Origin of the sequence: Raoultibacter timonensis, assembly GCF_900240215.1 — a bacterium.
Classification (GTDB): domain Bacteria; phylum Actinomycetota; class Coriobacteriia; order Coriobacteriales; family Eggerthellaceae; genus Raoultibacter; species Raoultibacter timonensis.
Map to the genome: position 1 here is coordinate 492,718 of NZ_LT964681.1, position 22,738 is coordinate 515,455.

Below are 22,738 nucleotides of genomic sequence, written 5' to 3' on the forward strand. Positions count from 1 at the left end.
CTTCCGCCCAGGCAAACGCGCGATTCAGTCTCGCTCGAGCAGTTCGACCACATACGATTCGACATGCGTTTCAGCGTCCCAGACCTCCAGCGCCAAAGTCACGCGCGCTTCGCCAACCTGAGCGCATGCGGTTTCGAAGCACCCCGTGAACCCGTCTTCGACGATGCGGCTTTCCGTGAACATTCCCCCGGGGATAACGCCGAGCACCGCACCGTTTTCGAACACGCTGCAATCGGCAAGCCGCTCGCCCTTACGCGGTTTTGCGCTTCCCGCATACCCACCCGCCCCGCAAAGCGCCTCCCCCTCGCACACTTCGACGACGACGTTCCATCCCGCATGGGCGCCATCGGGAAACCGGGCCATGCCCTGGACGAAAAGCGGCACCAAACCAAGTCCGTCGAGCTGGCCGTACAGCGAGGTGATCGCCGCAACATAGCGCTTCGCATCGAACGCCTCGCCTTCCCACGGGAGCATGAGCGCAAGCTTTTCGTCGAGTTCGCGGCAATAGGGACCCGCTTCGCGTTTTAGCTCGTTTTGCACCTTGATCTGCTCAAGGCCTTCGTCGATCTGCATGAGGGCGGCCTGCGCCGCGCGAAGGCGCTGCACCGCGATGCCCCGTCCTCGTTCGAGCAGCGGTTCGATATCGAGCACGCTGTGCGGATGCAGGTAATCGGTAAGCTCTTTGAGCGGGATGCCGAGGCTGATGCACGTGGTTATCACATCGATATCGACCATCTGGTTCATCGAGTAGTAGCGGTACCCGCTCTGGGGATCCACGAAAGCGGGAGGCAAGATGCCCAATCGCTCATAGTACCGCAGCGATTTCACGCCGACGTTCTTCATCTTCGAAACCTCGCCGATCGATAGCAGCTCGTTGCGCATATCCGGCTCCTCGCATCCAGGTAGGTAACTGCGTTTGACGGTTTGATGAACAGACGATCTTACGTAGAAAACCGTTGACTCTCCCATAATGGGATAGTTTACCCTTTCACAGCGGACAAACAAGCGAACAAGCGGGCATGCGACAACCGCCGGGCCCGTTTCGCCCCGAGCAACTGCACAGAAAGGACCCTTATGAGCGCATACCTGCTGCTCGCAGCTGCCATCGTTTCTGAGGTGTTTGCGGAAGCGATGATGAAGCTGTCGAACGGCTTCGAGAAAAAGGTGCCCATCATCGGTATCGCCATCGGCTACCTGATCGCATTCTACCTGATGGCGCAAACGCTGAACGAGCTTCCCCTCGGGTTCGTCTATGCCGTCTGGACAGGCGCCGGCGTAGCGCTCACAGCCATCATCGGAGCCATCGTCTGGAATGAGGGCTTCAACGCGAAGAAGGCGATCGGCATTGCGGCCATCATCGTCGGCGTGGTGTTCCTGAAGATCGGAGTATGACCATGAACCCGTTTATCCTGCTATCCATCTCCATCACAGCCGAGGTATGCGGTACGACCGCCATGAAGCTTTCGCACGGGTTTTCCGATCCGCTGTTCACCGCAGCCACCATCGCCGCATACGTTGTCGCGTTCAGCATCTTCACGATTGTGCTCAAGAAGCTGCCGCTCGGCTTGGCATACGGCATCTGGGGCGGCGTGGGCACCGTAGCCACCGCAGCCATCGGCATTGCCGCCTGGGGCGATCCGTTCGGCTGGACCACCTGCGCGGGCATCGCGCTGGTCGTTGGCGGAATCTACCTTCTCAACAGGGGTACGCAGGACATCGAGGAAAAGCGGGCTGGCAAAGCGGCAGGCGCATCTGCCGCCGAGGTTCGAATCTAGGCAGAGCCCTTCGCATAGCCGCAGCAGCCCGAAGCCGGACGCCCATGAAAAAACGGCTGCGGAAAACTCCGCAGCCGCCGTTGCCCCTAAACGGGTGCATGCGCCCGTGCGCCGACCATAGCACGCACTCGGTCAGAGCAATGCCCGATCGCCGCAGCTCCTACACGTAGAACAGAATATCGTTGTACGTGGGCACCGGCCAGTGATCGCGATCGGTGATCTTCTCAAGCAGGTCGATCTCCGTGCGCAGGGCCTCCATGGCGGGGATGCCCTCGTGCGCGTAACGGTTCGCCTTCTCCTGCTCGTCATCGAGCGCCGCAATTTCCTTATGCAGCGCATCGAGCGCCTTGAGCGCCTCGTTCGCCTTCGAAACGCCGGTCAGAAGCTTGTTCAGCACTTCCTCCTGCTGGGTGGTGTCGGCACCCGGCACCGCTGCCTTGACGGCGTTCACCGTACTGGCTAGCTCGCCGAGGTACTCGTTGATGGCGGGCAGATACGTGCGACGCGCCATGCGCTTCATGACGCGGATCTCGATGTTCAGAAGCTTGTTGTACTTCTCGAGCTTGACCTCGTAGCGGCTGCGGACCTCCGCCTCGTTGAGCACGCCGAACTCCTCGAACAGGTCGATGCTCTTCTGGTCGATGTAGCACGGCAGCGCGTCGGCAGTCGTGCGGTGGTTTGCAAGCCCGCGCCTCTCTGCCTCGATCGGCCACTCGTCGGAATAGCCGTTGCCGTTGAAGATGATGCGCTGGTGATCGGTCAGCGTCCTCTTGATGTAGGCGATCGCAGCCGCCTCGAACTCCGCACCTTGTTTGCCTTCCATCTCGTCGGCGAATTCCTTCAAGCTCTTCGCCATGGCGGTGTTGAGGATCATGTTCGCGTCGGAAAGGTTCACAGCAGAACCCGGCATGCGGAATTCGAACTTGTTGCCGGTGAACGCGAACGGGCTCGTGCGGTTGCGGTCGGTATTGTCCTTGAGGAAGTTCGGCAGCACCGCCACGCCCAGATCCATGGCGACCTTGTCGGCGTTCGTGTACTCGTGGCCGTCGACGAGCGCATCGACGATCTCGCCGAGCTCGTCGCCCAAAAAGATCGAGATGATGGCGGGCGGGGCCTCATTCGCGCCGAGGCGATGATCGTTACCGGCCGATGCGACCGACATGCGCAAAAGCTCCTGGTAGTCGTCGACCGCCTGGATGACGCCGGTGAGGAACACGAGGAAACGCAGGTTGTCCATGGGTGTATCGCCCGGGTCGAGCAGGTTTGTCTTGCCCGCCGAAATGGACCAGTTGTTGTGCTTGCCCGAGCCGTTGATGCCCTCGAACGGCTTCTCGTGCTGCAGGCACACAAGGCCGTAGTGCGAGGCCAGAAGGCGCATCTTCTCCATCGTGAGCAGGTTCTCGTCGATGGCGCGGTTCGCGTTGGTGAATACGGGCGCGAGCTCGTGCTGCGCAGGTGCCACCTCGTTGTGCTTGGTTTTGGCCGGAACGCCGAGCGCCCACAGCTCGTCGTCGAGTTCCTTCATGAACTCGTTGACTGACGGGCGAATGGCGCCGAAGTAGTGCTCCTCGAGCTCCTGGCCCTTGCAGGGCGGTGCGCCGAAGAGCGTGCGGCCGGTGAGGGCGAGATCCTGACGCTGCTCGTAGTCTTTCTCGGAGATGAGAAAGTACTCCTGCTCGGAGCCGACCGTGGTGACCACGTGGCGCTCGGGCTCGCCGAACAGCGCGAGCACCCGTTTCGCCTGCTCCTCGATTGCGCTCATCGAGCGCAGAAGCGGCGTCTTCTTGTCAAGCGCCTCGCCGGTGTAGCTGCAGAACGCCGTGGGGATGCAGAGCACCTCGTCCTTGATGAACGCGTAGCTCGTAGGATCCCAGGCGGTATAGCCGCGAGCCTCGAAGGTGGCTCGCAGGCCGCCCGAGGGGAAACTCGATGCATCGGGTTCGCCCTGGATGAGCTCCTTGCCGGAGAACTTCATGATGGCGCGGCCGTCGCCCGTAGGATCGAGGAAGCTGTCGTGCTTTTCGGAGGTGATACCGGATAGGGGCTGAAACCAGTGCGTGTAGTGCGTCGCACCGTGTTCGATGGCCCATTCCTTCATTGCGTGCGCGACGTCGTTGGCGCATTCTTCGTCGAGGGGCTTACCTTCTTCAATGGTCTTTGCCAGGGTCTTGTACGTCGTCGAGGGAAGACGCTCCTGCATCGTCACATCGTTGAAGACCATGCTGCCGTAAATATCGGTAACCTTCGCCATGTTCGTTAACACTCCTCACCTGTTGCCTTTTCGCAGACGCCGTGTGCGATGACAAGCAACGGTCTCATCAGGTACTGACCGATACAATATCACGAGGCCGCATCAATACACACGATTAACTTGCTGTTATCAAACTATCGGCGCAATGTTTCGGATAGTTTTCAGAGCCGAGAACTCTTGATTTCCCGGAAGCAATCTCGATCGCTTCCGGGAAAGCCCCCGATCCGGCAAAATCGGCACCCGCCGCTTGCTGACAACGAGCTGCCCCGCTGCTAAACCAGGATTGATGCGCCCTCGCGTAGCGCCTGATGGCGACCTGACGCTCCGGAGTCCCGAACGCGACCTGACGCTCCGGAGTCCCGAACGGGCGCATGTCGACATTGATTTAACGGCGGATGCGCTGTGCGATACGGGTTTTTCATCGTTGTGTTGCACTTTGGGCCGTCGTACGGGTCGCTATCCACCCCGCTGAGCGGATCCGTTTCAAATTGAGGTTCACTGTAAACCTCTGATCAGGCATTACTGTGAAGACAGACGGAAGGGCAATCCTTGAGGTGCCCCCAAACGCAACACAACGATGAAAAACCTGCACGGCAGTCTTCGCACGCCGACGACCTGCACGGCAGTCTTCGCCGACAACATGCACGGCGCCCTTCTCCGACAACGTGCGCGGCGGCCCTCGCCAGCCGGCAAGCGAGAACCTATTCGCTCCCATGGGCGCTCGATAACAGCCGAGCGTCTCGAAGCCCGAACCCGGCGCACGTTGGTTCTTGCTAGGCGGCTGAACCCCGATTCGCGACGGCGGAGCCCGGGAGTCGGGGCAAAAGCGTCGTAACCGCTGAGGACATCGGCAGCCCGCCGTGCTTTAAAAATTTGGTTCTTCGGTTATCATTTGCAGTAAATGCAATCGAGACGGCACATGCCGGAAGGATCCCATGTCTAGCGAAGAAGCATCTGCATCATGCACCATCGACACCGCCACCGGCAAGGAAGCGCCCGCGGAAATATCCTCGCAACGCGTCTACGAGATTTTCTCGGCGATCGCAAAAAAATACGAGCGGTTCAACGCCATCTCGAGTTTCGGCGCCTACAAAAGCTGGCTCAAGGGCATGATCGAACTCGCCCCGATCACCGAGAAGAGCAGCATACTCGATATCGCCGGGGGTACGGGAGACGTCTCGTTCACCATTGCCTGCTCTGCTCATCCGGCGCATATCCAGATCACCGATCTCGTACCGGAAATGCTCGAAGTCGCCAAAACCCACTACGACGAGGGCGCCGGGTGCGGGGTTCCCATCGATTTCGACGTGGTCGACGCGCAGAACATCCCCTACCCCGACAATAGCTACGACATCGTCACGATGGCATACGGCATCCGCAACATGCCCGACCGCGGGCGGGCCTTGAGCGAAATCATCCGCGTGCTCAAACCAGGCGGCACCCTCGTATGCCTCGAGTTCTCCACGCCGCCCAACCCGATATGGCGTGCACTGTACAATTTCTACCTCAAGCACATGATCCCGTTCTGGGGGGGGATTATCACGGGCGACAAAGAGGGGTTCGTCTATCTCAGCAGGTCGATCAAAGCGTTCCCCGACCAGAAATCGTACGCCGCCATGCTCGAGGACGCCGGGTTCCACAATGTGAGCTGGAAGAACTTCACCGGCGGCATCGCCGCCGTCCATACGGCGGTCAAGTAGCGGCATCAACGCCGCCCTCTCGAACTTCCGGGTGCGGCACCGCACGGCACCGCACCTTTGCGCGTGCGTGGGGAAACCCGGGGCTAGTCCGATATCGTGCCGTTAGCTCTCGGAGCCCGCACCTTTGCGCGCACACGGGTGCGGCGAACCTGCAAGAGCAACACGCAGTTGCTAGCCTGCGTGCCCGAACAACTCTATACTGGGCTCATCATCCACAGACAACAGGGAAACCGAGCCGAGGAGGCGCGATTATGGAAATGAAAACGGTGCTCGCGGATCTGCGCAGCAAAAACGGTCTCACCCAGGACGAGATGGCCGACCGGCTGCTGGTTACGCGCCAGGCGGTTTCGCGCTGGGAGAACGGGAAGACAACGCCCAACCCCGAATCGCTCAAGCTCATCTCGAAGGAGTTCAACGTCTCGATCAACGAACTGCTCGGCGGCGAGGAGACCGCGATCTGCCAAAGCTGCGCGATGTCGCTTCGGGAGGCCGAAGACCTGGGAACGGAACCCGACGGCGGCGTCAGCGGCGAGTTCTGCTCGCATTGCTACCAGAACGGCGGCTTCACCAACAACCGCACCATGGAAGAGATGATCGAGGAGAATTTGCGGTACTTGGACGAGTTCAACGCCGAAAACGGTTCGCATTACTCGGAGGACGAGGCAAGGGCCATTCTGGGCATGCATCTCGCCACGCTGAAGCGGTGGAAAAAGGACTGACCGCAATGCGGCGACCGCGGACTCCCACATCGCTTCAAAACCTCTAAAATCGCTTCGTCTACCGACTTGCAGACATTTCATTCCTTCGGGATGATCAAATACGCTGCGTAACGGGTATGATGGAAGCATGGATACCCCAACCGAACAATCGAGCCGGAAACCGCAGCCGAAGCTCTGGACGCCTGTCTTCATCCTGATCGTCGGACTGGCGCTCGGCTGCTTCGTCACCGGACAGGGCCTCAATGCCGGAACGTCGGTTTACATCGATCGCATGGGAGGCACTGCCACCTATTCGGGAATGCTCGCCGCCGTCTTCTCGGTCGCCGCAGCTATCACCCGATTCATCTGCGGCCCGGTGATCGATTCGAGGGGACGCGCGTTCGCTTTGACGATCGGAGCGCTGTTCCTCGTTGCGGGAACAGCAGGACCCGTCGTGTTCAACGACCCCCTCGCGTTCGTCGTGTACCGCTTCCTGCAAGGCATCGGATTTTCCGCGGTCACCACGGCCGCCGCAACGGCGGCAGCCGACGTGCTGCCCTATTCCCGACTCGGCGAGGGCATCGGCTACTACGGACTCGGCCAAGCACTTGCCATGTCGATCGGGCCCGCTCTCGCCCTGCTCCTCGTGGCAACGGATGCCCCCGACAACCTGTACTTCGGCCTCACGGGCATCTCGCTTGCCGTGCTCGTCCTGTCCCTTTTCTGCCGCTACGAGCGCAATCCCCAAACCCTCCCTGAAACTTCCGTGTACCGCATGCGCGCGGAGGCGAAGGACGCCGATCGAAAAAACAGCGCGGCTTCCCCCGATGCCGGGGCCGCGGGTGCACAAGCACAGGCGAGCACCGCGAACTCCGACCGTATCGCGAACGCAACGGGAAACGCGCCGTCTGGGGGCGAACCTGCTGCAGCAAACGGGCAAACCGTGGGCGGTGCGGCAACCATGGCCGAGGAGGATCCCGAACCAACGGGCATCCGTCGCACATTCGAGGCGCGCGCACTTCCGGGCGCACTGCCGATGGTCGTGCTCAGCCCGGCGTTCGGATTCGGCATCTTCTTCATCGGCTTGTACGGAACGTCGCTCGGCATCGGAAATGCGGGGCTGTTCTTCACCGTATCGGCTGTCAGCATGATCGCCGTACGCCTGAAATCGGACACATATATGGACCGCATCGCACCTCTCAAGGTATTCGCCGCAGCCGTAGCATGCGGCGTGATCGCATACCTGCTATTGCTTGCATCCGAGGCGAACGGGGCGTTCTACTACGCAGCGGGCTTCTTCTACGGCATCTGCCTCGGCGTGAGCATGCCGATCTGCCAATCGGTCGCGGTCAAGAACACACCTGCCGAGAGATGGGGCGCCGCCAACGCGCTGTACCTGCTCGCCACCGATGTAGGCGTCGGCATCGCCACGATCGTCTGGGGCGCCGTCAACGACACGTTCGGCTTCACCACGACCATCTGGTGCGTGATCGTCTGCATCGTGCTGTCGCTCGTGGTCGCACGGCTCGCGTTTCCGCGCGAAGCGAGGGAGCCGCACCGTTAGGCGATGGGCGATTCGGCAGCTTAATCTCCCACCCGCATCATGCGGTACCCGATGCCGACGTGCGTCTGGATGTAGATCGGATGCGAGGGATCGGGCTCGATCTTCTTGCGCAACGTTGCCATGAACACGCGCAACGAGGGGATATCGGAGGTAAAGGCCGTACCCCACACCTCCCGAAGAATGTAGGTATGCGTGAGCACCTTGCCGGTATTACGGGCAAGCAGGCACAGAAGCTTGTACTCGATCGGCGTGAGGTGGATCTCCTCACCACGGCACGTTGCGCTTCCCGCACGGTAGTCGATGCGCAGATCGCCGTTCTCGTACACCGCTTCCTCCTCGGTCGAAGCGCCGGCGTCGAGTCGGCGCAGGGCAACGCGCAAGCGCGCGAGCAGCTCTTCGACCGAAAACGGCTTCACGAGGTAGTCGTCGGCACCCGCGTCGAGCGCCTCGACCTTGTCGGCGTCCTCGATGCGCGCCGACAGCACGATGATCGGCATACGGGACCAGCCGCGAACCGAGCGGATGATGTCGACGCCGTCCATGTCGGGCAGTCCCAGATCGAGGATCACCAAGTCGATCCCCGTCGACGAAGTGAGCTCGAGCAGCGCCCGCTTGCCGCAGGAGGCCTCTCGATGGCGATACCCGTGCACCTCGAGCGTGGTCGCTACCAGATTGCGGATAGCCGCATCGTCTTCGACGATGAGAATCGTTCGCGCGCTTTCGCCCATCTACCTATCCTTCCTGCCTAATCTTCGTGTTCTGAATCCGATAAGCCGCCGCCATGGCCCAACCCGTCCATGGTTGCTTCGGGTAGCATAAACGAAAACACGCTGCCGTGAGGCTCGGCATCGGAAATCGTCAGATCGTCGCCATGCACGCGCACGATCGAGCGGCAGAGCGCCAGACCAAGCCCCATGCTCCGATGAGCATCGCCGCCCTCCTTGAGCGAACCCGCCATCGAACCGGTGAAGAACATGCCGAATATGCGCTCTTTATCGGCATCGGGCACGCCTGAGCCGTTGTCGGCCACCGCAATGCGCACCGCATGCCCCGTTTCGGTTTTCTCGCGATGGGCCGATACCTCGATACGCGAACCCGGCGGCGTATACGAGATGGCATTGTTCACCAGATTGATGATGACCTGCATGATCAAGCGCGCGTCCGCTTTCACCATGAGCAGCTCGTCGGGAACATCGACGCGGATGTCGTGGGCGGCGCCCTTGCGATTGGTATGCGACACCGCTTCGCGCACGATATCCCCGACGATTTCGGGCTGCATGTTGAGCTCTATGCTCCCATCGTCGATGCGCGTTACCGAAAGCAGGTTCTCTACCAAGCTGATGAGCCAGCTCGAATCTTCGTAGATGTCTTCGTACATGCGCTGTTTCTGCGCCTCGCTCAAGCGCGCGCCCTCGGAAAGCAGCATATCGGCATCGCCCGAGATGCTCGTAAGCGGCGTGCGCAGATCGTGCGAGATCATCCGCAGAAGGTTCGACCTGAGCTCTTCCTTTTCGGCCTTCGTACGCATTTCGTGGCGCTCGCGCGCCGAATCGATCTGCTCGCATGCCTGTCCGCACTCGTCGAGTAAAGCGATGAGCAGGTTCTTTTCGAATGATCCGAAGTCCTCGCTATCTTCCTCCATCACAAGACCGGCCACTCCGAACACCGCACCCTTCGACCGGATGGGCAGATACAGACACCGCGCCTCGGCCAGCGTGCTCGTCGTAGCGCCTGCCCGCTCGTTGTTCGCGGCAACCCATGAGGCCACGGCAACTTCGTAAGGCGAAACGAGCTCCGCCGATTGCGCATCGCCTCCCCCGCTGCCGGGTACGTCGTACACCACGGGTTTCGAGAGGCGGCTTTCGGACCCCGCCTTGTACATGACCACCGGACGATCGAGTATCTTCATGATCTGCTTGGCGGCCGTGGCGAAGCACGCTTCGATCGACGTCGACGCCTGAAGCTCGCGGGTGCTTTCGAGCAGCACTTCCGTGCGGTAGGCGCGTCGCGCAGTGGCTTCCGATTGCCGCTTCATCCGTACCGTCAGCGATGAGGCGACCAGCGTCGAGACCATGAGGAACACGAAGATGAACGGATAGTTGATCCCGTACGCATCGAACGTGAAGCGCGGCACCGTGAAGAAGAAGTTGTACGCGAGCACGCTGCCGAGCGCTGCGATAAGCGAGTAGAAGAATCCGTCTGCGCGCGTCGCAATCAGCAGGATCACGAACATGTAGCCCATGAGGATGACCGACGAGGCCAACCCGAGCTCGTGCACCGCCAACCCGATGGCCGTAGCGAGCGCAACCGCCAAAAGCGCCTTGAGCACATCGCCCGACGTAAGCTTGAACCCGGTCGCCGGCCGGAACCGGCTGAACTGAGCGGGTAGATCCTTCACCGGAACCACGTTGATAACCGCGCCGTACGACAGGTGCGTCAGCCGGTTTACAAGGTTTTCCTTCGAGCTGAACAGACCCTTGCCGCTTGAATTGCTGCCGAGCACCAGCTGCGTGATACCTGCGGTCATGGAGTATTGGGAGATGAGCACCGCAACATCGTCGCCGTGCATCGTCACGACATGCGCCCCGAGCTCCTCTGCAAGATCGATATTCGAGCGCAGCCGCTGCCGATCTTCGACATCGAGCTTCTTGCTTTCCGACGACTCGATGACGAGGGCCGTGAGCGCCCCGTGAAACGCCTCGGCCATATTTGCCGCAGCGCGAATCACCTTCACGTTGCCCGCGTCGGGCGTTACGTAGACAAGCACATCCTCCCCCGCTTCGACGCGGCAGGCGGTTCCGTCCGCATCGGGTGAGCGCGTCATGCGGTCGGCCATGCGCCTGAGCGCAATCTCGCGCAGCGCTGCAAGGTTTTTCTTCGTGAAAAAGTTCGAAAGTGCCACCCAACTGCGATCGGGGACGTACACCTTTCCCGCGTTGAGCCGCTCGATCAAGTCATCGGGCTCGATATCGATAAGCTCGACCGAATCGGCTCGATCGAACACCGAATCGGGAATGCGCTCGGCAACGCGAACCTGCGTGATGGCCGAGATCTTGTCGTTCAATCCCTCGAGATGCTGGACGTTCACGGTGGTGAACACGTTGATGCCCGCTCGCAGGAGCTCCTCGATGTCCTGATAGCGCTTCCGATGCCGGCTACCGGGAGCGTTCGTGTGCGCGAGCTCGTCCACAAGCAGGATCTGCGGCTTGCGCTTGAGCGCCGCATCGAGGTCGAACTCCCGCAGGGCGATGCCGCGATGCTCGATCGTGCGGCGTTCAAGCTGCTCGAGCCCGTCGAGCAACGCCGTGGTGTCGGCACGCGTATGGGGCTCGATATAGCCGGCAACCACATCGAACCCCTTCTCTTTGTATCCATGGGCGTCTTCGAGCATCGCGTAGGTCTTCCCGACGCCTGCCGCGTAGCCGAAGAATATCTTGAGTTTGCCGCGCCCCGGCTCGTCGCTGCGCTCGGCCTCTTTGATCTGGCGCAGAATCGCATCGGGATCGCGCCGTATCTCAAAGGCACTGTCGTCAACCATAAACCATGTCCTCGCTTCACCTCAGAGCACGGCGGCGCGCCGCACGAAACGGCGCGCCCATCCGCGCTTTGCCTATGATAGCACCCCATCGAGCATGAGGTTCACCTTCAGTACGTTCACGCGAGCGTCGCCGAGCACGCCGAGCGTCGGCTGCTCGATGCACGCTTCGATGATCTCGCGGATCTCGGAAGCGCTCTTGCCCGTGTTCTTCGCAAGGCGCTCCACCTGATACTCGGCCGCCGCCGGCGAAATGTCGGGATCAAGTCCGCTGCCCGAAACCGTCACGAGGTCGCTCGGGATGGGCTCATCGCCCTTCTCGGGATGCGCCTCGCGGATTTTCTCGACGCGCTCGGCTACGAGTTGCTCGAACTCTTCGCCCGCGGGCGTCAGGTTAGAAGCACCCGCCCAGGCGATCGGGTTGCCCTCGTCGTCGGTGAACGTAGACAGGTTGTAGTTCGTCGGACGGCCCCACAGATGATCGTCGTCCTCGAACTGCTGGCCGAGCAGCATGCAGTAACGGCTGTCGTTCACGCCGTCGCCATCGGCGTCAACCTCGATGATGCTGCCGTTCGCCTGATAGGGGAAGATAAGCTGCCCTATCCCCAAGCACACGCCCGTATACAAAACGCCGCAAATCACACTCATGATCACGAAGAACCCGACAGTCCTTCCGATCGTTTTTCCTATGCTGTAGTCTTTCATGATCGCGCTTCCTTTCGCATTCGATCGCAATCGCATATCCGTCGTATCCGTGCGGCGCCCGTCCATCCGACCGCACGCCGCGTTTCTCGATTTCCCTTAAGCCATGCCGCACAAGGTAAGCAGCAGATCGATCGCCTTGATCGCCACGAAGGGCAACACGATGCCTCCAAGGCCGTAGACGAGAAGGTTGCGCGTAAGCAGGCTCTGCGAGGACGCTTCGCGGTATTTCACGCCTTTGAGCGCGAGCGGGATGAGCGCGACGATGATCAGCGCGTTGTAGATGATCGCTGCGAGGATCGCCGTTTCGGGGCTCGTAAGGCGCATGATGTTGAGCGCATCGAGCTCGGGGTACAGCGGAACGAACAGCGCGGGGACGATCGCGAAGTACTTGGCGATGTCGTTGGCGATCGAGAACGTCGTCAGCGATCCGCGTGTCATGAGCAGCTGCTTACCGATCATGACGATGTCGATGAGCTTCGTGGGCGACGAGTCGAGATCGACCATGTTGCCCGCCTCCTTCGCGGCCTGCGTGCCGCTGTTCATCGCCACGGCCACGTCGGCCTGCGCGAGCGCCGGCGCATCGTTGGTGCCGTCGCCCGTCATGGCCACCATGTGACCCTCCGCCTGATAGCGGCGGATCATGTCGAGCTTCGCCTCGGGCGTCGCCTCGGCCAGGAAGTCGTCCACGCCGGCCTCGGCGGCAATCGCAGCCGCGGTCATCGGATTGTCGCCCGTGATCATGATGGTCTTGATGCCCATCTTGCGCAGACTGGCGAAGTTCTCCTTGATGCCCTGTTTGACGATGTCTTTCAGATAGATGACGCCCACAATACGATGATCCCGAGCAACAAGCAGCGGAGTACCGCCTGCGCGAGAGATGTCTTCGACCCTTTGCCTGCATTCATCGCTGTACGAACCTCCGAATTTCTCAACGTAGCTCTTAATCGCATCGGCTGCGCCCTTGCGAATCTCATGACCGTCGAAATCGACGCCGCTCATGCGCGTGGCCGCCGAGAACGGGATCGACACCATACCCGACCCCTCGAGCTCGCGTTCGCGGATGTTGAAGCGCTCCTTGGCGAGCACGACGATGCTGCGGCCTTCGGGCGTCTCGTCGGTGAGGCTCGCGAGCTGCGCCGCATCGGCGAGCTCTTCCTCGGTTGCCCCGTCGACGGGGACGAACTCGCTCGCCTGGCGGTTGCCGAGCGTGATCGTGCCGGTCTTGTCGAGCAGCAGCACGTCGACGTCGCCCGCCGCCTCGACCGCACGCCCGCTCATGGCCAGCACGTTCGCCTTGTTGAGACGGCTCATGCCGGCGATGCCGATGGCCGAAAGCAAGGCTCCGATGGTGGTCGGCGCAAGGCAGACGAACAGGGCCACGAGCGAGGTGATCGTGGTCGGGTTGGCCATATCGGACAGGCCCGACGAGAACCCGCTGAACGTGAACAGCGATGCGGCTACGAGCAAGAATATGATCGTGAGGGCTACGAGCAGAATCTGCAGCGCGATCTCGTTGGGGGTCTTCTTACGTGTTGCCGATTCGACCATGGAGATCATCTGGTCGAGGAAGCTTTTGCCGCTTTCCTGGGTCACGCATACGACGAGCCAGTCGGACAGCACGGTCGTGCCACCGGTTACCGACGAGCGATCGCCGCCCGATTCGCGGATGACCGGCGCCGATTCGCCCGTGATCGCGCTCTCGTCGACCGAAGCGGCGCCCTGGACGACCTCGCCATCGGCGGGAATCTGCTCGCCCGCCGCTACGAAAACGTAATCCTTCTTCTTGAGCGTGGCCGAGTTGACCTCTTCGGAACGCGCGAAGTACAGGGAAGCGGGATCGCCCTCATGCTGGCCTGCGGCGAGGAGGCCCTGGGTGATCTTGTGGGCCTGCACATCGCGCTTCGCGGCGCGCAAGGAGTCGGCTTGGGCCTTGCCGCGCCCCTCGGCTATCGCCTCCGCGAAGTTCGCGAACAGGACGGTGAGCCAGAGGATCACGGCGATGGCCAGGATGAAGCCCGGCTGCTGATCGGCGATGCCCGCCAGCGAAAGCACGAACAGGATCGTCGTGAGTATGGCGGAAACGAACACCATGAACATGACCGGATTCTTCACCTGGTCCTTGGGATTCAGCTTCGCGAACGCATCGCGTACGGCACGGCTCGCCTGCGATTTCGTGTCGTATTGTTTCAGTGTGGCAATTGCCATGGTTTCTCGCACCTTACCTTCTACATTACCATCTGAAGTTGTTCGGCTATCGGACCCAAGGCAAGGGCCGGGAACATCGTCAGAGCGCCTACGAGGAGTATGATCAGGATCAGGAGGAACACGAACATCGCATTGCTCGTCGATAGCGTGCCCGCCGTGGTCGCAACCTTCTTACGCGATGCCAAGCTGCCGGCGAGAACGCACGTTGCAACGATGGGAACGAAGCGGTTCACGAGCATCTCCAGACCGAGCACGACGTTGATGAACGGCGTGTTCGCATTGAGCCCCGCAAATGCGGATCCGTTGTTGCCCCCCGCCGAGGTTGCCGCGTAGAGCACCTCCGAAAAACCGTGGGCACCGGGGTTGTTGAGGCTATCGACCGTCGCAGGGTCGAGGCTCATCGCCGCAGCCCCCACGAGTATCACGAACGGCGTGGTGATGCACAGGATCACCGCCATGCGCATCTCCTTCGGCCCGATCTTCTTGCCGAGGTACTCGGGCGTACGGCCGACCATGAGCCCCGCGATGAACACCGTGAGCATCACGAACCCGATGAGCGAGTACAACCCGCAGCCCACGCCGCCGCCGATGACCTCGCCGAGCTGCATGAGCACCATGGGTACCATGCCGCCGATGGGCGTGTAGCTGTCGTGCATCGAGTTGACCGAGCCGTTCGACGCGGCCGTGGTGAATGCGGCCCAAAGCGACGAGTCCGTAACGCCGAAGCGAACCTCCTTGCCCTCCATGTTGCCGCCCGATTGGCCATCGACGCCCATGTAGACCGCGCCGTTTTGCGCAAGCTGGGGCGTACCTGACTGCTCGAAGAACGCAATGAGGCCGAGCGATACGACAAGCAAGATGAACACGGCCGCAAACACCGCCCTGCCCTGCCGGCGGTCGTTGACGAAGCGTCCGAAGCTGAACAGCAGCGCGATAGGCACGAGCAGCAGCGCGATGCACTGGATGATGTTGGTGAGCGGCGTGGGGTTCTCAAGCGGGCTCGCCGAGTTCACACCGTTGTAGCCGCCGCCGTTGGTGCCGAGCTGTTTGATCATAACCTGGCTCGCCTGCGGTCCCATGGGCACGATCTGCTTGTCGACCGTGTCGACCGCCGACGGATCGTCAGCCGCTACCGCATTGCCGTCCGCATCGATGCCCACCGGCTCGACGAGATCGACTTCCTGGTATTCGCTGAGGTTTTCAGGCATGCCGCTCGCAATACCGACGATCGACATGACCAAGCACAGCGGGATGAACACGTACATAACGCCGCGCGTAACGTCGACCCAGAACGATCCGAGGCCTTCGCTGTTTTCGGCAACCATGCCGCGGAACAGGGCGAACAGGACCGCCATGCCAACGGCGGGCGTTACGAAGTTCTGCACGGTGAGGCCGATCGCCTGCGAGAAGTAGCTCAGCGAGCTCTCGCCGCTGTACGACTGCCAGTTCGTGTTCGTCACGAAGCTCACTGCCGTATTAAAAGCCAAATCCCACGATTGACCGGGCAACCCCTCGGGGTTGAACGGCAAGAACCCTTGGCACATGAGAATCGCCCACAAGACGATGAGCGATACCGCCGAGAACGCGAGAGCGCACAGCAGATAGCGCTTCCAGTTCATGTTCTCGTTCCTGCTGACCCCGATCACGCGGTAGAGAACGCCTTCAACCGGGCAGAGCACGCGGCCGAGCAGCGTTTTTTCTCCGGCCATCACCCTGTTGATGTACCCGCTGAGCGGTATGGCGAGGGCAACGAGGAGGGCGACGTAGATACCGTATTCCAGCAGTTCGTCCATCACCTTTCATCACCGCCTTTCAGCAGCACGTAAAACAGATAGAGCATCAAAGCGATGCTCAGGACGCCGATGACGCCGGCAACTGTTTCCATCTCATTCCAACCTTTCCGAATTTCCTTCTTTGCGCCCGGGCTGCGTGCGCACTACCGCCCGGGCTGGACTCTAGGTTAATCCGAGCCGCATTAACGCGTTGTTAAGGTCACAGGCACTGTATTAAGATCGGATAAAGATGACGGGCATCTGCGCATAAGCCAAAGAGGCCGACTCTGGCCGCCGTGTCGGACAAACGGGGCGCAAGGCGACGGGCGCCGTGCGAGCGATGGGCAAGGGTGGGCAAGGGCTGGCGCATGCCGAGGGCGGTTTGACAGCGGGGGCCAGTTTCGGGTAGCGTCCCGTACTGTCATCGGCATAAGCCCGTTCGGCTTCCAAGAACGCCGGATCGCCATCGGGGGCCCTGCGGGAACCGCGCCGACCCCGATTTAGCGGCGGATGACCCGAAGATGGCAGAGATTTCGACCTATGCCAATTATGGAATCAGATACATTATTGATATTTCGGCAGCTTCCGGAGAAACACCTGGTCGCGGATCTTTGAAAACGCACGCATCAATTACTTACTGTAGTACATTTTGGCACAGGTCGAAATTTCTGCCACATTCGCAAGATCGGGGGCCGCCGCGATTGGCAGGGACCTCGAACGCAAGCAGAAAGCCGCCGCGATGCCCGATCATCCTCACGGCAAACCGTTCGCGAGCCGTTGGTTTACCCGGCGCAAAGCGCATGGTATTCTGACCCCGCACACAGCGTTTGGATGACGATTCCGGGAGATGCCCGCGCACGCGGGAGCCGAAGGGGCAGAAACTCTCAGGCAAAAGGACTGGAATCCGACAAACCTCTGGAAAGCCGTTCGATCGGCACCGAAGAAGCAAGCCCACGCGGGTTGCACGGCTGCGGGGTTCATCTTTCAGGTATGGAGACAGAGGCGCGCCCGGGGCAATCCCTGAGCGCGCCTTTTTGCATCCGGCCCCGCCCTGAAAGGTTTTGGCTCATGGAAAAGAAGACGCCCCTGTACGACGTCCACCTCGCTGCCGAAGGAAAAATCGTGCCCTTCGCCGGCTACCTGCTCCCCATCGAATACCCCACCGGCCTCATGAAAGAGCACCTTGCCGTGCGAAACGCCTGCGGACTGTTCGACGTATCGCATATGGGAGAGGTGCTGTTCGAGGGCCCCGGTGCACTCGCAACGCTCAACCGCCTCATGACCAATGATTTCAGCGACATGGCCTACGGGCGCTGCCGCTACACGGCGCTATGCTACGAGGACGGCGGCATGGTCGACGACCTCATCGTATACCGTCTCGACGACGAACGGTTTCTCGCCGTAGTGAACGCCGCCAACAAAGACAAGGACGTGGCTTGGATGGCCGACCATCTGCTCGACGATACCGTGATGCGCGATCTGTCCGACGAGATCGCGCAGATCGCCGTCCAGGGCCCGCTCGCGCAGACGATCCTCGCCCGCGTGGCCGACGAAGCGGCACTTCCGAGCGCGTACTACACGTTCGAGCCGCACGTTGCGGTTGCGGGTTGCGATTGCCTTGTTTCGCGCACCGGCTACACGGGCGAAGACGGTTTCGAACTGTACTGTGCGCCCGCCGAAGCACCCGCGCTATGGGAGGCGCTCATCGGTGCAGGCGCCGAAGACGGACTCGTCCCCTGCGGACTCGGCGCCCGCGATACGCTGCGCCTCGAAGCGAGCATGCCCTTGTACGGTCACGAGATGGACGAAACCGTCGATCCGATGGAAGCGGGCCTCGCATTCGGCGTGAAGATGGGAAAACCCGGCTTCATCGGCAAAGAGGCCATCGCCGCAAAAGGATTGCCAGCCCGCACGCGCATCGGCATCGAGGTTACGGGACGCGGGATCGTACGCGAGCACGAGCCGGTGTTCGCCGACGGCAAGCGAATCGGCACTACCACCTCGGGCACGTACTGCCCGTTCTTGAAAAAGGCCTGCGCCATGGCGCTCGTCGAGACGGGATCGGCCGAAATCGGCGACTCGCTCGAAGTCGAAGTGCGCGGACGGAAAGTCGAGGCGCGCGTCGCACCCATGCCGTTCTACAAAAGGAAGCGATAGATTCAGACGGAACGCCCGTTCCGCCTCTTTTCGGCAGCACGGCCGCACAGGCAAAGGAGCCCGCGCGGTACACCGGAAACAGCGTCGGATCGTCCGACGCCCGAAGAAAGGACCATCATGGACTACCCCGCGGACCGCATGTACACCGAAACCCACGAGTGGGTCGCCGTTGACGGCGAGAACGCCACGATCGGCTTGACCGACTACGCGCAAAAGGAGCTTGGCGACCTCGTGTTCGTCGGCCTGCCCGAAGTGGGCGACGAGCTTGTGGGAGGAGAGCCGTTCGCCGACGTCGAATCGGTCAAGGCGGTCTCCGAGGTCATCAGCCCCGTCGACGGCACGGTCGTCGAGGTGAACGAAGAGCTGCTCGACAACCCAGCGCTCATCAACGAATCGGCCTGGGATGCCTGGCTCGTGCGCGTGGAACCCGCCTCGATCGCCGTCGAGACGATGGACGCCCCCGCCTACGCCGAAAGCTGCGCACAATAACCACCCTGCCGCACGGTTGCCCCGATTCCCGATAAGCAGCCACGGCGAACCCCGAACAGAAAGGGCCCGCTACATGGGAAGCTATCTTCCGTCGACCTCGGGCGAACGCGAGCAGATGCTCGCCGATCTCGGATTCGACTCGACCGACGATCTGTACGCCATCGTGCCCGAAGCCGCCCGCGCAGGCGAGCTCGACCTGCCCAGCGGGCTGACCGAACTCGAACTGCGCGAGAAGCTCGGCGCCATGGCCGCCGAAAACACCGTCTTCCGCTCGGTCTTCCGCGGGGCGGGCGCCTATCGTCGCTTCGTTCCCGCACTCGTGAAAACCGTGATCTCCAAAGAGGAGTTCGTGACCGCCTACACGCCTTACCAAGCCGAGATCAGCCAGGGCGTCCTGCAGTCGATCTTCGAGTACCAGTCGATGGTATGCGAGCTGACCGGCATGGACGTGTCGAACGCCTCGCTTTACGACGGGGCGACCGCTGCCGCCGAAGCGGTGTTCATGTGCCAGGATCGCAAGCGTTCGGGCGTTGTGGTATCGGCCACCGTGAACCCCCAGACCATCGAGACGGTGAAAACCTACTGCGAAAGCCGCGGGGTCGAGGTCGANAAGAGCACCTCGCAGCGTTTCTGCCGACTCCCGTCGTCGAGGAGCGTGACGGCGCCTACGTTCTCGTGGAACCCGAGCACTCGATCGGGCGCATGAAATCGTTCTACGGCAACTTCGGCGTAACCGTCCGCGCGCTCGCCTATATCCTCGCCCTCGGCAAAGAAGGCATTCCGCAGGCCGCGCGCACCGCCGTGCTCAACGCAAACTACCTGATGCGCAAGCTCGAGGACCTCTACACCATGCCCTACCCCGGGCCCTGCATGCACGAATTCGTCATGGACCTCGGCCCCCTCAAGGAGGAAACGGGCGCAAGCGCACTCGACGTTGCCAAGCGCTTCCTCGATTTCGGGATGCACCCGCCCACGATGTACTTCCCGCTCATCGTGCACGAGGCCCTCATGGTGGAGCCGACCGAAACCGAAAGCCGCGAGACGCTCGACGCTGCGGCCGAGGCGTTCCGCGCCATCTGGCACGAGGCCCACGAGAACGCAGAAGCGCTGCACAGCGCACCGCTTACGACGAGAATCGGCAGGCCTGACGAGGTGCAGGCGGCGCGCAAGCCCGTCGTCCGCTGGACGCCAGAGGAACCCGAGAGGCCTGCCGCGCAGGAAGGCGCCGAGTAGGCATGGCGAGCCCGATTGCGCCTCACGCAGCCGATGCTGCCCCCGACGAAACGGAGCCGACCGGATCGGGCTCGGCCGCAGCGGTCCCTGCCGAGCCGAAACCGCCGGTTTCCCGCGCGGCCGCTGCGGGCCGAGCCGGGGCGAATACGATCACGCCACGTTTCCTTATAAGCGAGTCGACCGACCCCTATGAGAACATAGCGACCGAGGAAGCGCTCGTCGACGCCGTCTTGCCCGACGAGTGCATCCTGTTTCTCTGGCAGAACGAGAACACCATCGTGATCGGTCGCAACCAGAACCCATGGAAGGAATGCCGCATCGCCGAGTTCGAAGCCGACGGCGGAAGGATCGCCCGCCGTCTGTCGGGGGGAGGCGCGGTCTTCCACGACATCGGAAACCTCAACTTCACGTTCGTCGCACGCGACGGCGTCTACGACGTGGCCCGCCACCTGGACATCATGTGCGGCGCCGTGCGCTCTTTCGACTTGGACGCCCGCGTGTCGGGGCGCAACGATGCCACCGTCGACGGGGCGAAGTTCTCGGGCAACGCGTTCTTCCGCTCGGGCAGCAAGCGCTGCCACCACGGAACGCTCATGATCGACGTGGACATGGGCAAACTCGCCCGCTATCTGCAACCCGACCCGAAGAAGCTCGCCGCCAAGGGCGTCGACTCCGTGCGCTCGCGCGTGGTGAACCTCGCTGCGCTCAACACGCGCATCACGGTGGAAACGCTCTCGATCGCGCTCATCGAAGCGCTTTCGGAATCGTTCGGATCGGCAGCGCAACCCCTCGATGCCGATCGCTTCGACCCAGCCGACGTCGCACGGCGTCGAGAGCGTTTCGCCTCGGACGCGTGGAGGCTCGGGCACACCGCACCGTTCACCCACGCGCTCGACGAGCGCTTCGCATGGGGCAACCTCGATGTCGAGGTGCTCGTGGAAAAAGGAGCCATCGCGAATGCGCGCATCTTCTCCGATGCGCTCGATGCCGAATACATCGGACGGCTCGGCGAGGCCCTGATCGGCTGCCCCTACGAATTCAGCGCAATCGAGCGGCACCTTGAAGCCCTCGAAGCAGAAACGGACGCACAACGTGCGATGCGCGCAGATTGCATCGCGCTCTTCCGCAGCAGCTTTTAGAACAGAACCTCGAGCCCCCGAGCGGCAGCGGCGCCCACGCAGGCTCCGCCCGCACAGGAAAGGACACGACAGCATGGAACACTTCGAACTGGCGATCATCGGCGCAGGCCCGGGCGGCTACGTCGCCGCCATCAGGGCCGCGCAACTTGGCATCAAGACGGCGCTCATCGAGCGGGACGAGGTTGGGGGCACGTGCCTCAACCGCGGCTGCATTCCCACGAAGACCATGGCCCACACCGCCGAACTGTATGCCGAGCTGTCGCATGCCGCGCCGCTCGGCATACAGTTCGGATCGGCTGCGATCGACTACGATGCGCTCCGCGCACGCGTCGTCGAGGTGCGCGACTCGCTCAAAGACGGCGTCGAGGCGCTCGTCAATGCGAACGGCGTGACGCTTCTACGCGGCACGGCTACCATCGCGGGGCTCGGCTCTATCGCGGTTTCCTCGCCCGACGGCGCCATCCGCGAGCTTTCCGCCGACCATCTCATCATCGCGACCGGCTCCGCCCCCTCGATGCCCCCGATCGCCGGTATCGGCGAAGCTGGCGTGCTCACGTCAGACGATCTGCTCGAAACCGTGCCCGAACTCGACCGTCTCGTGATCGTTGGGGGCGGCGTGATCGGCATGGAGTTCGCGGGGATCTACACCGCGCTCGGGGCCGAGGTCACCGTCCTCGAAGCGGCTGCGCGCATCCTGCCGACCATGGATCGCGAATTCGGCCAGAGCCTCGCGATGACAGCCAAGAAGCGCGGTTGCGCGATCGTTGCAAACGCCCTCGTGGAAGCGATCGAGCGCACAGCGGACGGAACGCTGAGCGTTCGCTACAGCGCAAAAAGCGGCGAATTCCGCGCCGAGGCGGACGCCGTGTTGATAGCCACCGGACGCACCCCTGCCACAGGAGGCCTCTTCAGCGGGGGATTCGAACTCGAGCTCGAACGCGGCCGCATCGCCGTCGACGAGCGTATGCGCACGTCGGTCGAGGGCGTGTTTGCCATCGGCGATGTGGCCGCCGCAGGAGCGCAGCTCGCCCATGCCGCCTCGGCGCAGGGCATCGCAGCCGTCGAGACCATCGCGGGGCAGAGCAGCTCCTTCGACCCCTTGCTTGTACCGTCGTGCGTGTACTCGTCGCCCGAAATCGCCTGCGTCGGCATGACCGAAGCGGAGGCGAAGGAGGCAGGCATCGCGGTGCGCACGGGCAAGTTCGCCATGGCGGGCAACGGGAAGTCGGTGATCATCGGGCAGGATCGCAGTTTCGCGAAGATCGTCGCCGACGAAGAGGGTCGCATCATCGGCGCGCAGCTCATGTGCGGTCGCGCGACCGACATGATCGGGGAGCTCGCCGTCGCAGTGGCGAACGGCCTCACGATCGAGCAGATGGGCTCCGCGATCCGCCCCCACCCCACATTCGAAGAGGCGATCGGCGAAGCGCTCGAAGCGCTCGGCAGCGGAGCCGTCCACGCCATGCCGAAACGACGCCCGTAAAGCGTGCCCGTGCCCGCCGTCATGCTGCAAGC

Annotated in this window: 18 protein-coding genes and 1 riboswitch; of the genes, 11 read left to right on the forward strand and 7 right to left on the reverse strand. The window is 62.1% G+C overall.

The genetic code is table 11. The annotated features are described in order from the left end of the window. Positions 1–24 precede the first annotated feature (24 nt). Positions 25–882: a MerR family transcriptional regulator gene (locus tag C1722_RS14240; protein ID WP_180995277.1), complete on the reverse strand. Its 858-nt coding sequence runs from the start codon at positions 880–882 to the stop codon at positions 25–27. Between the two features lie 192 nt (positions 883–1,074). Between C1722_RS14240 and C1722_RS14245 the strand changes: the two genes are divergently transcribed. Further along, complete coding sequence (locus C1722_RS14245; RefSeq protein WP_102380019.1) at positions 1,075–1,392, forward strand: DMT family transporter; 318 nt, start codon at positions 1,075–1,077, stop codon at positions 1,390–1,392. Next, positions 1,389–1,775, forward strand: a complete 387-nt coding sequence (locus C1722_RS14250; protein WP_244386945.1) for a DMT family transporter — start codon at positions 1,389–1,391, stop codon at positions 1,773–1,775. Before C1722_RS14245 ends, C1722_RS14250 begins: the two co-directional genes overlap by 4 nt. A gap of 160 nt (positions 1,776–1,935) precedes the next feature. Here the strand turns inward: C1722_RS14250 and C1722_RS14255 are convergent, their stop codons facing one another. Then, complete coding sequence (locus C1722_RS14255; protein WP_102380020.1) at positions 1,936–4,026, reverse strand: glutamine synthetase III family protein; 2,091 nt, start codon at positions 4,024–4,026, stop codon at positions 1,936–1,938. A 935-nt stretch (positions 4,027–4,961) separates the two neighbouring features. Here C1722_RS14255 and C1722_RS14260 point away from each other — a divergent pair. The 3 genes from C1722_RS14260 to C1722_RS14270 all read left to right on the forward strand — a co-directional run bounded on the left by C1722_RS14260 (position 4,962) and on the right by C1722_RS14270 (position 7,988). Beyond that, the gene (locus C1722_RS14260; protein WP_102380021.1) at positions 4,962–5,726 is read left to right on the forward strand and encodes a class I SAM-dependent methyltransferase; all 765 of its coding nucleotides are present in this window, start codon (positions 4,962–4,964) and stop codon (positions 5,724–5,726) included. Between the two features lie 251 nt (positions 5,727–5,977). After that, a complete protein-coding gene (locus C1722_RS14265) occupies positions 5,978–6,445 on the forward strand; it encodes a zinc ribbon domain-containing protein (RefSeq protein ID WP_102380022.1) in 468 nt (155 codons plus the stop codon). Positions 6,446–6,572: 127 nt separating this feature from the next. Then, the gene (locus C1722_RS14270; protein ID WP_219724322.1) at positions 6,573–7,988 is read left to right on the forward strand and encodes an MFS transporter; all 1,416 of its coding nucleotides are present in this window, start codon (positions 6,573–6,575) and stop codon (positions 7,986–7,988) included. 20 nt (positions 7,989–8,008) lie between these two features. On the opposite strand, the gene C1722_RS14275 is transcribed toward C1722_RS14270, so the two are convergent. The 5 genes from C1722_RS14275 to kdpA form a co-directional block, all read right to left on the reverse strand. After that, positions 8,009–8,716, reverse strand: coding sequence for a response regulator (locus C1722_RS14275; protein WP_102380023.1), 708 nt, complete (start codon positions 8,714–8,716; stop codon positions 8,009–8,011). A gap of 17 nt (positions 8,717–8,733) precedes the next feature. Then, positions 8,734–11,526, reverse strand: a complete 2,793-nt coding sequence (locus tag C1722_RS14280) for a sensor histidine kinase (RefSeq protein WP_102380024.1) — start codon at positions 11,524–11,526, stop codon at positions 8,734–8,736. Between the two features lie 72 nt (positions 11,527–11,598). Beyond that, positions 11,599–12,228 carry a potassium-transporting ATPase subunit C gene (locus tag C1722_RS14285; RefSeq protein WP_102380417.1) on the reverse strand — a complete coding sequence of 210 codons (630 nt, stop codon included), beginning with the start codon at positions 12,226–12,228 and terminating at the stop codon, positions 11,599–11,601. 96 nt (positions 12,229–12,324) lie between these two features. After that, on the reverse strand, positions 12,325–14,433 hold the full coding sequence (gene kdpB, locus C1722_RS14290; RefSeq protein ID WP_102380025.1) for a potassium-transporting ATPase subunit KdpB: 2,109 nt from the start codon (positions 14,431–14,433) through the stop codon (positions 12,325–12,327). A 20-nt stretch (positions 14,434–14,453) separates the two neighbouring features. Further along, positions 14,454–16,226 carry a potassium-transporting ATPase subunit KdpA gene (gene kdpA / locus C1722_RS14295; RefSeq protein ID WP_244386956.1) on the reverse strand — a complete coding sequence of 591 codons (1,773 nt, stop codon included), beginning with the start codon at positions 16,224–16,226 and terminating at the stop codon, positions 14,454–14,456. An 810-nt stretch (positions 16,227–17,036) separates the two neighbouring features. Continuing rightward, positions 17,037–17,115, forward strand: a riboswitch (glycine riboswitch). A 158-nt stretch (positions 17,116–17,273) separates the two neighbouring features. Between kdpA and gcvT the strand changes: the two genes are divergently transcribed. From gcvT to lpdA, 6 genes are all read left to right on the forward strand, one after another. Next, a complete protein-coding gene (gene gcvT, locus C1722_RS14300) occupies positions 17,274–18,362 on the forward strand; it encodes a glycine cleavage system aminomethyltransferase GcvT (protein ID WP_102380027.1) in 1,089 nt (362 codons plus the stop codon). Positions 18,363–18,479: 117 nt separating this feature from the next. Beyond that, entirely contained in the window at positions 18,480–18,851 is a 372-nt protein-coding gene (gene gcvH, locus C1722_RS14305; protein ID WP_102380028.1) for a glycine cleavage system protein GcvH, read from the forward strand. Positions 18,852–18,924: 73 nt separating this feature from the next. Then, positions 18,925–19,557 carry a PLP-dependent aminotransferase family protein gene (locus C1722_RS14310; protein ID WP_102380029.1) on the forward strand — a complete coding sequence of 211 codons (633 nt, stop codon included), beginning with the start codon at positions 18,925–18,927 and terminating at the stop codon, positions 19,555–19,557. Continuing rightward, positions 19,527–20,084: a PLP-dependent aminotransferase family protein gene (locus tag C1722_RS14315; protein ID WP_102380030.1), complete on the forward strand. Its 558-nt coding sequence runs from the start codon at positions 19,527–19,529 to the stop codon at positions 20,082–20,084. The genes C1722_RS14310 and C1722_RS14315 overlap by 31 nt, the downstream gene beginning before the upstream one ends. Positions 20,085–20,086: 2 nt before the next feature. Then, a complete protein-coding gene (lplA, locus tag C1722_RS14320) occupies positions 20,087–21,223 on the forward strand; it encodes a lipoate--protein ligase (protein WP_102380031.1) in 1,137 nt (378 codons plus the stop codon). Positions 21,224–21,296: 73 nt separating this feature from the next. Continuing rightward, on the forward strand, positions 21,297–22,706 hold the full coding sequence (lpdA, locus tag C1722_RS14325) for a dihydrolipoyl dehydrogenase (RefSeq protein WP_102380032.1): 1,410 nt from the start codon (positions 21,297–21,299) through the stop codon (positions 22,704–22,706). Positions 22,707–22,738 lie beyond the last annotated feature (32 nt).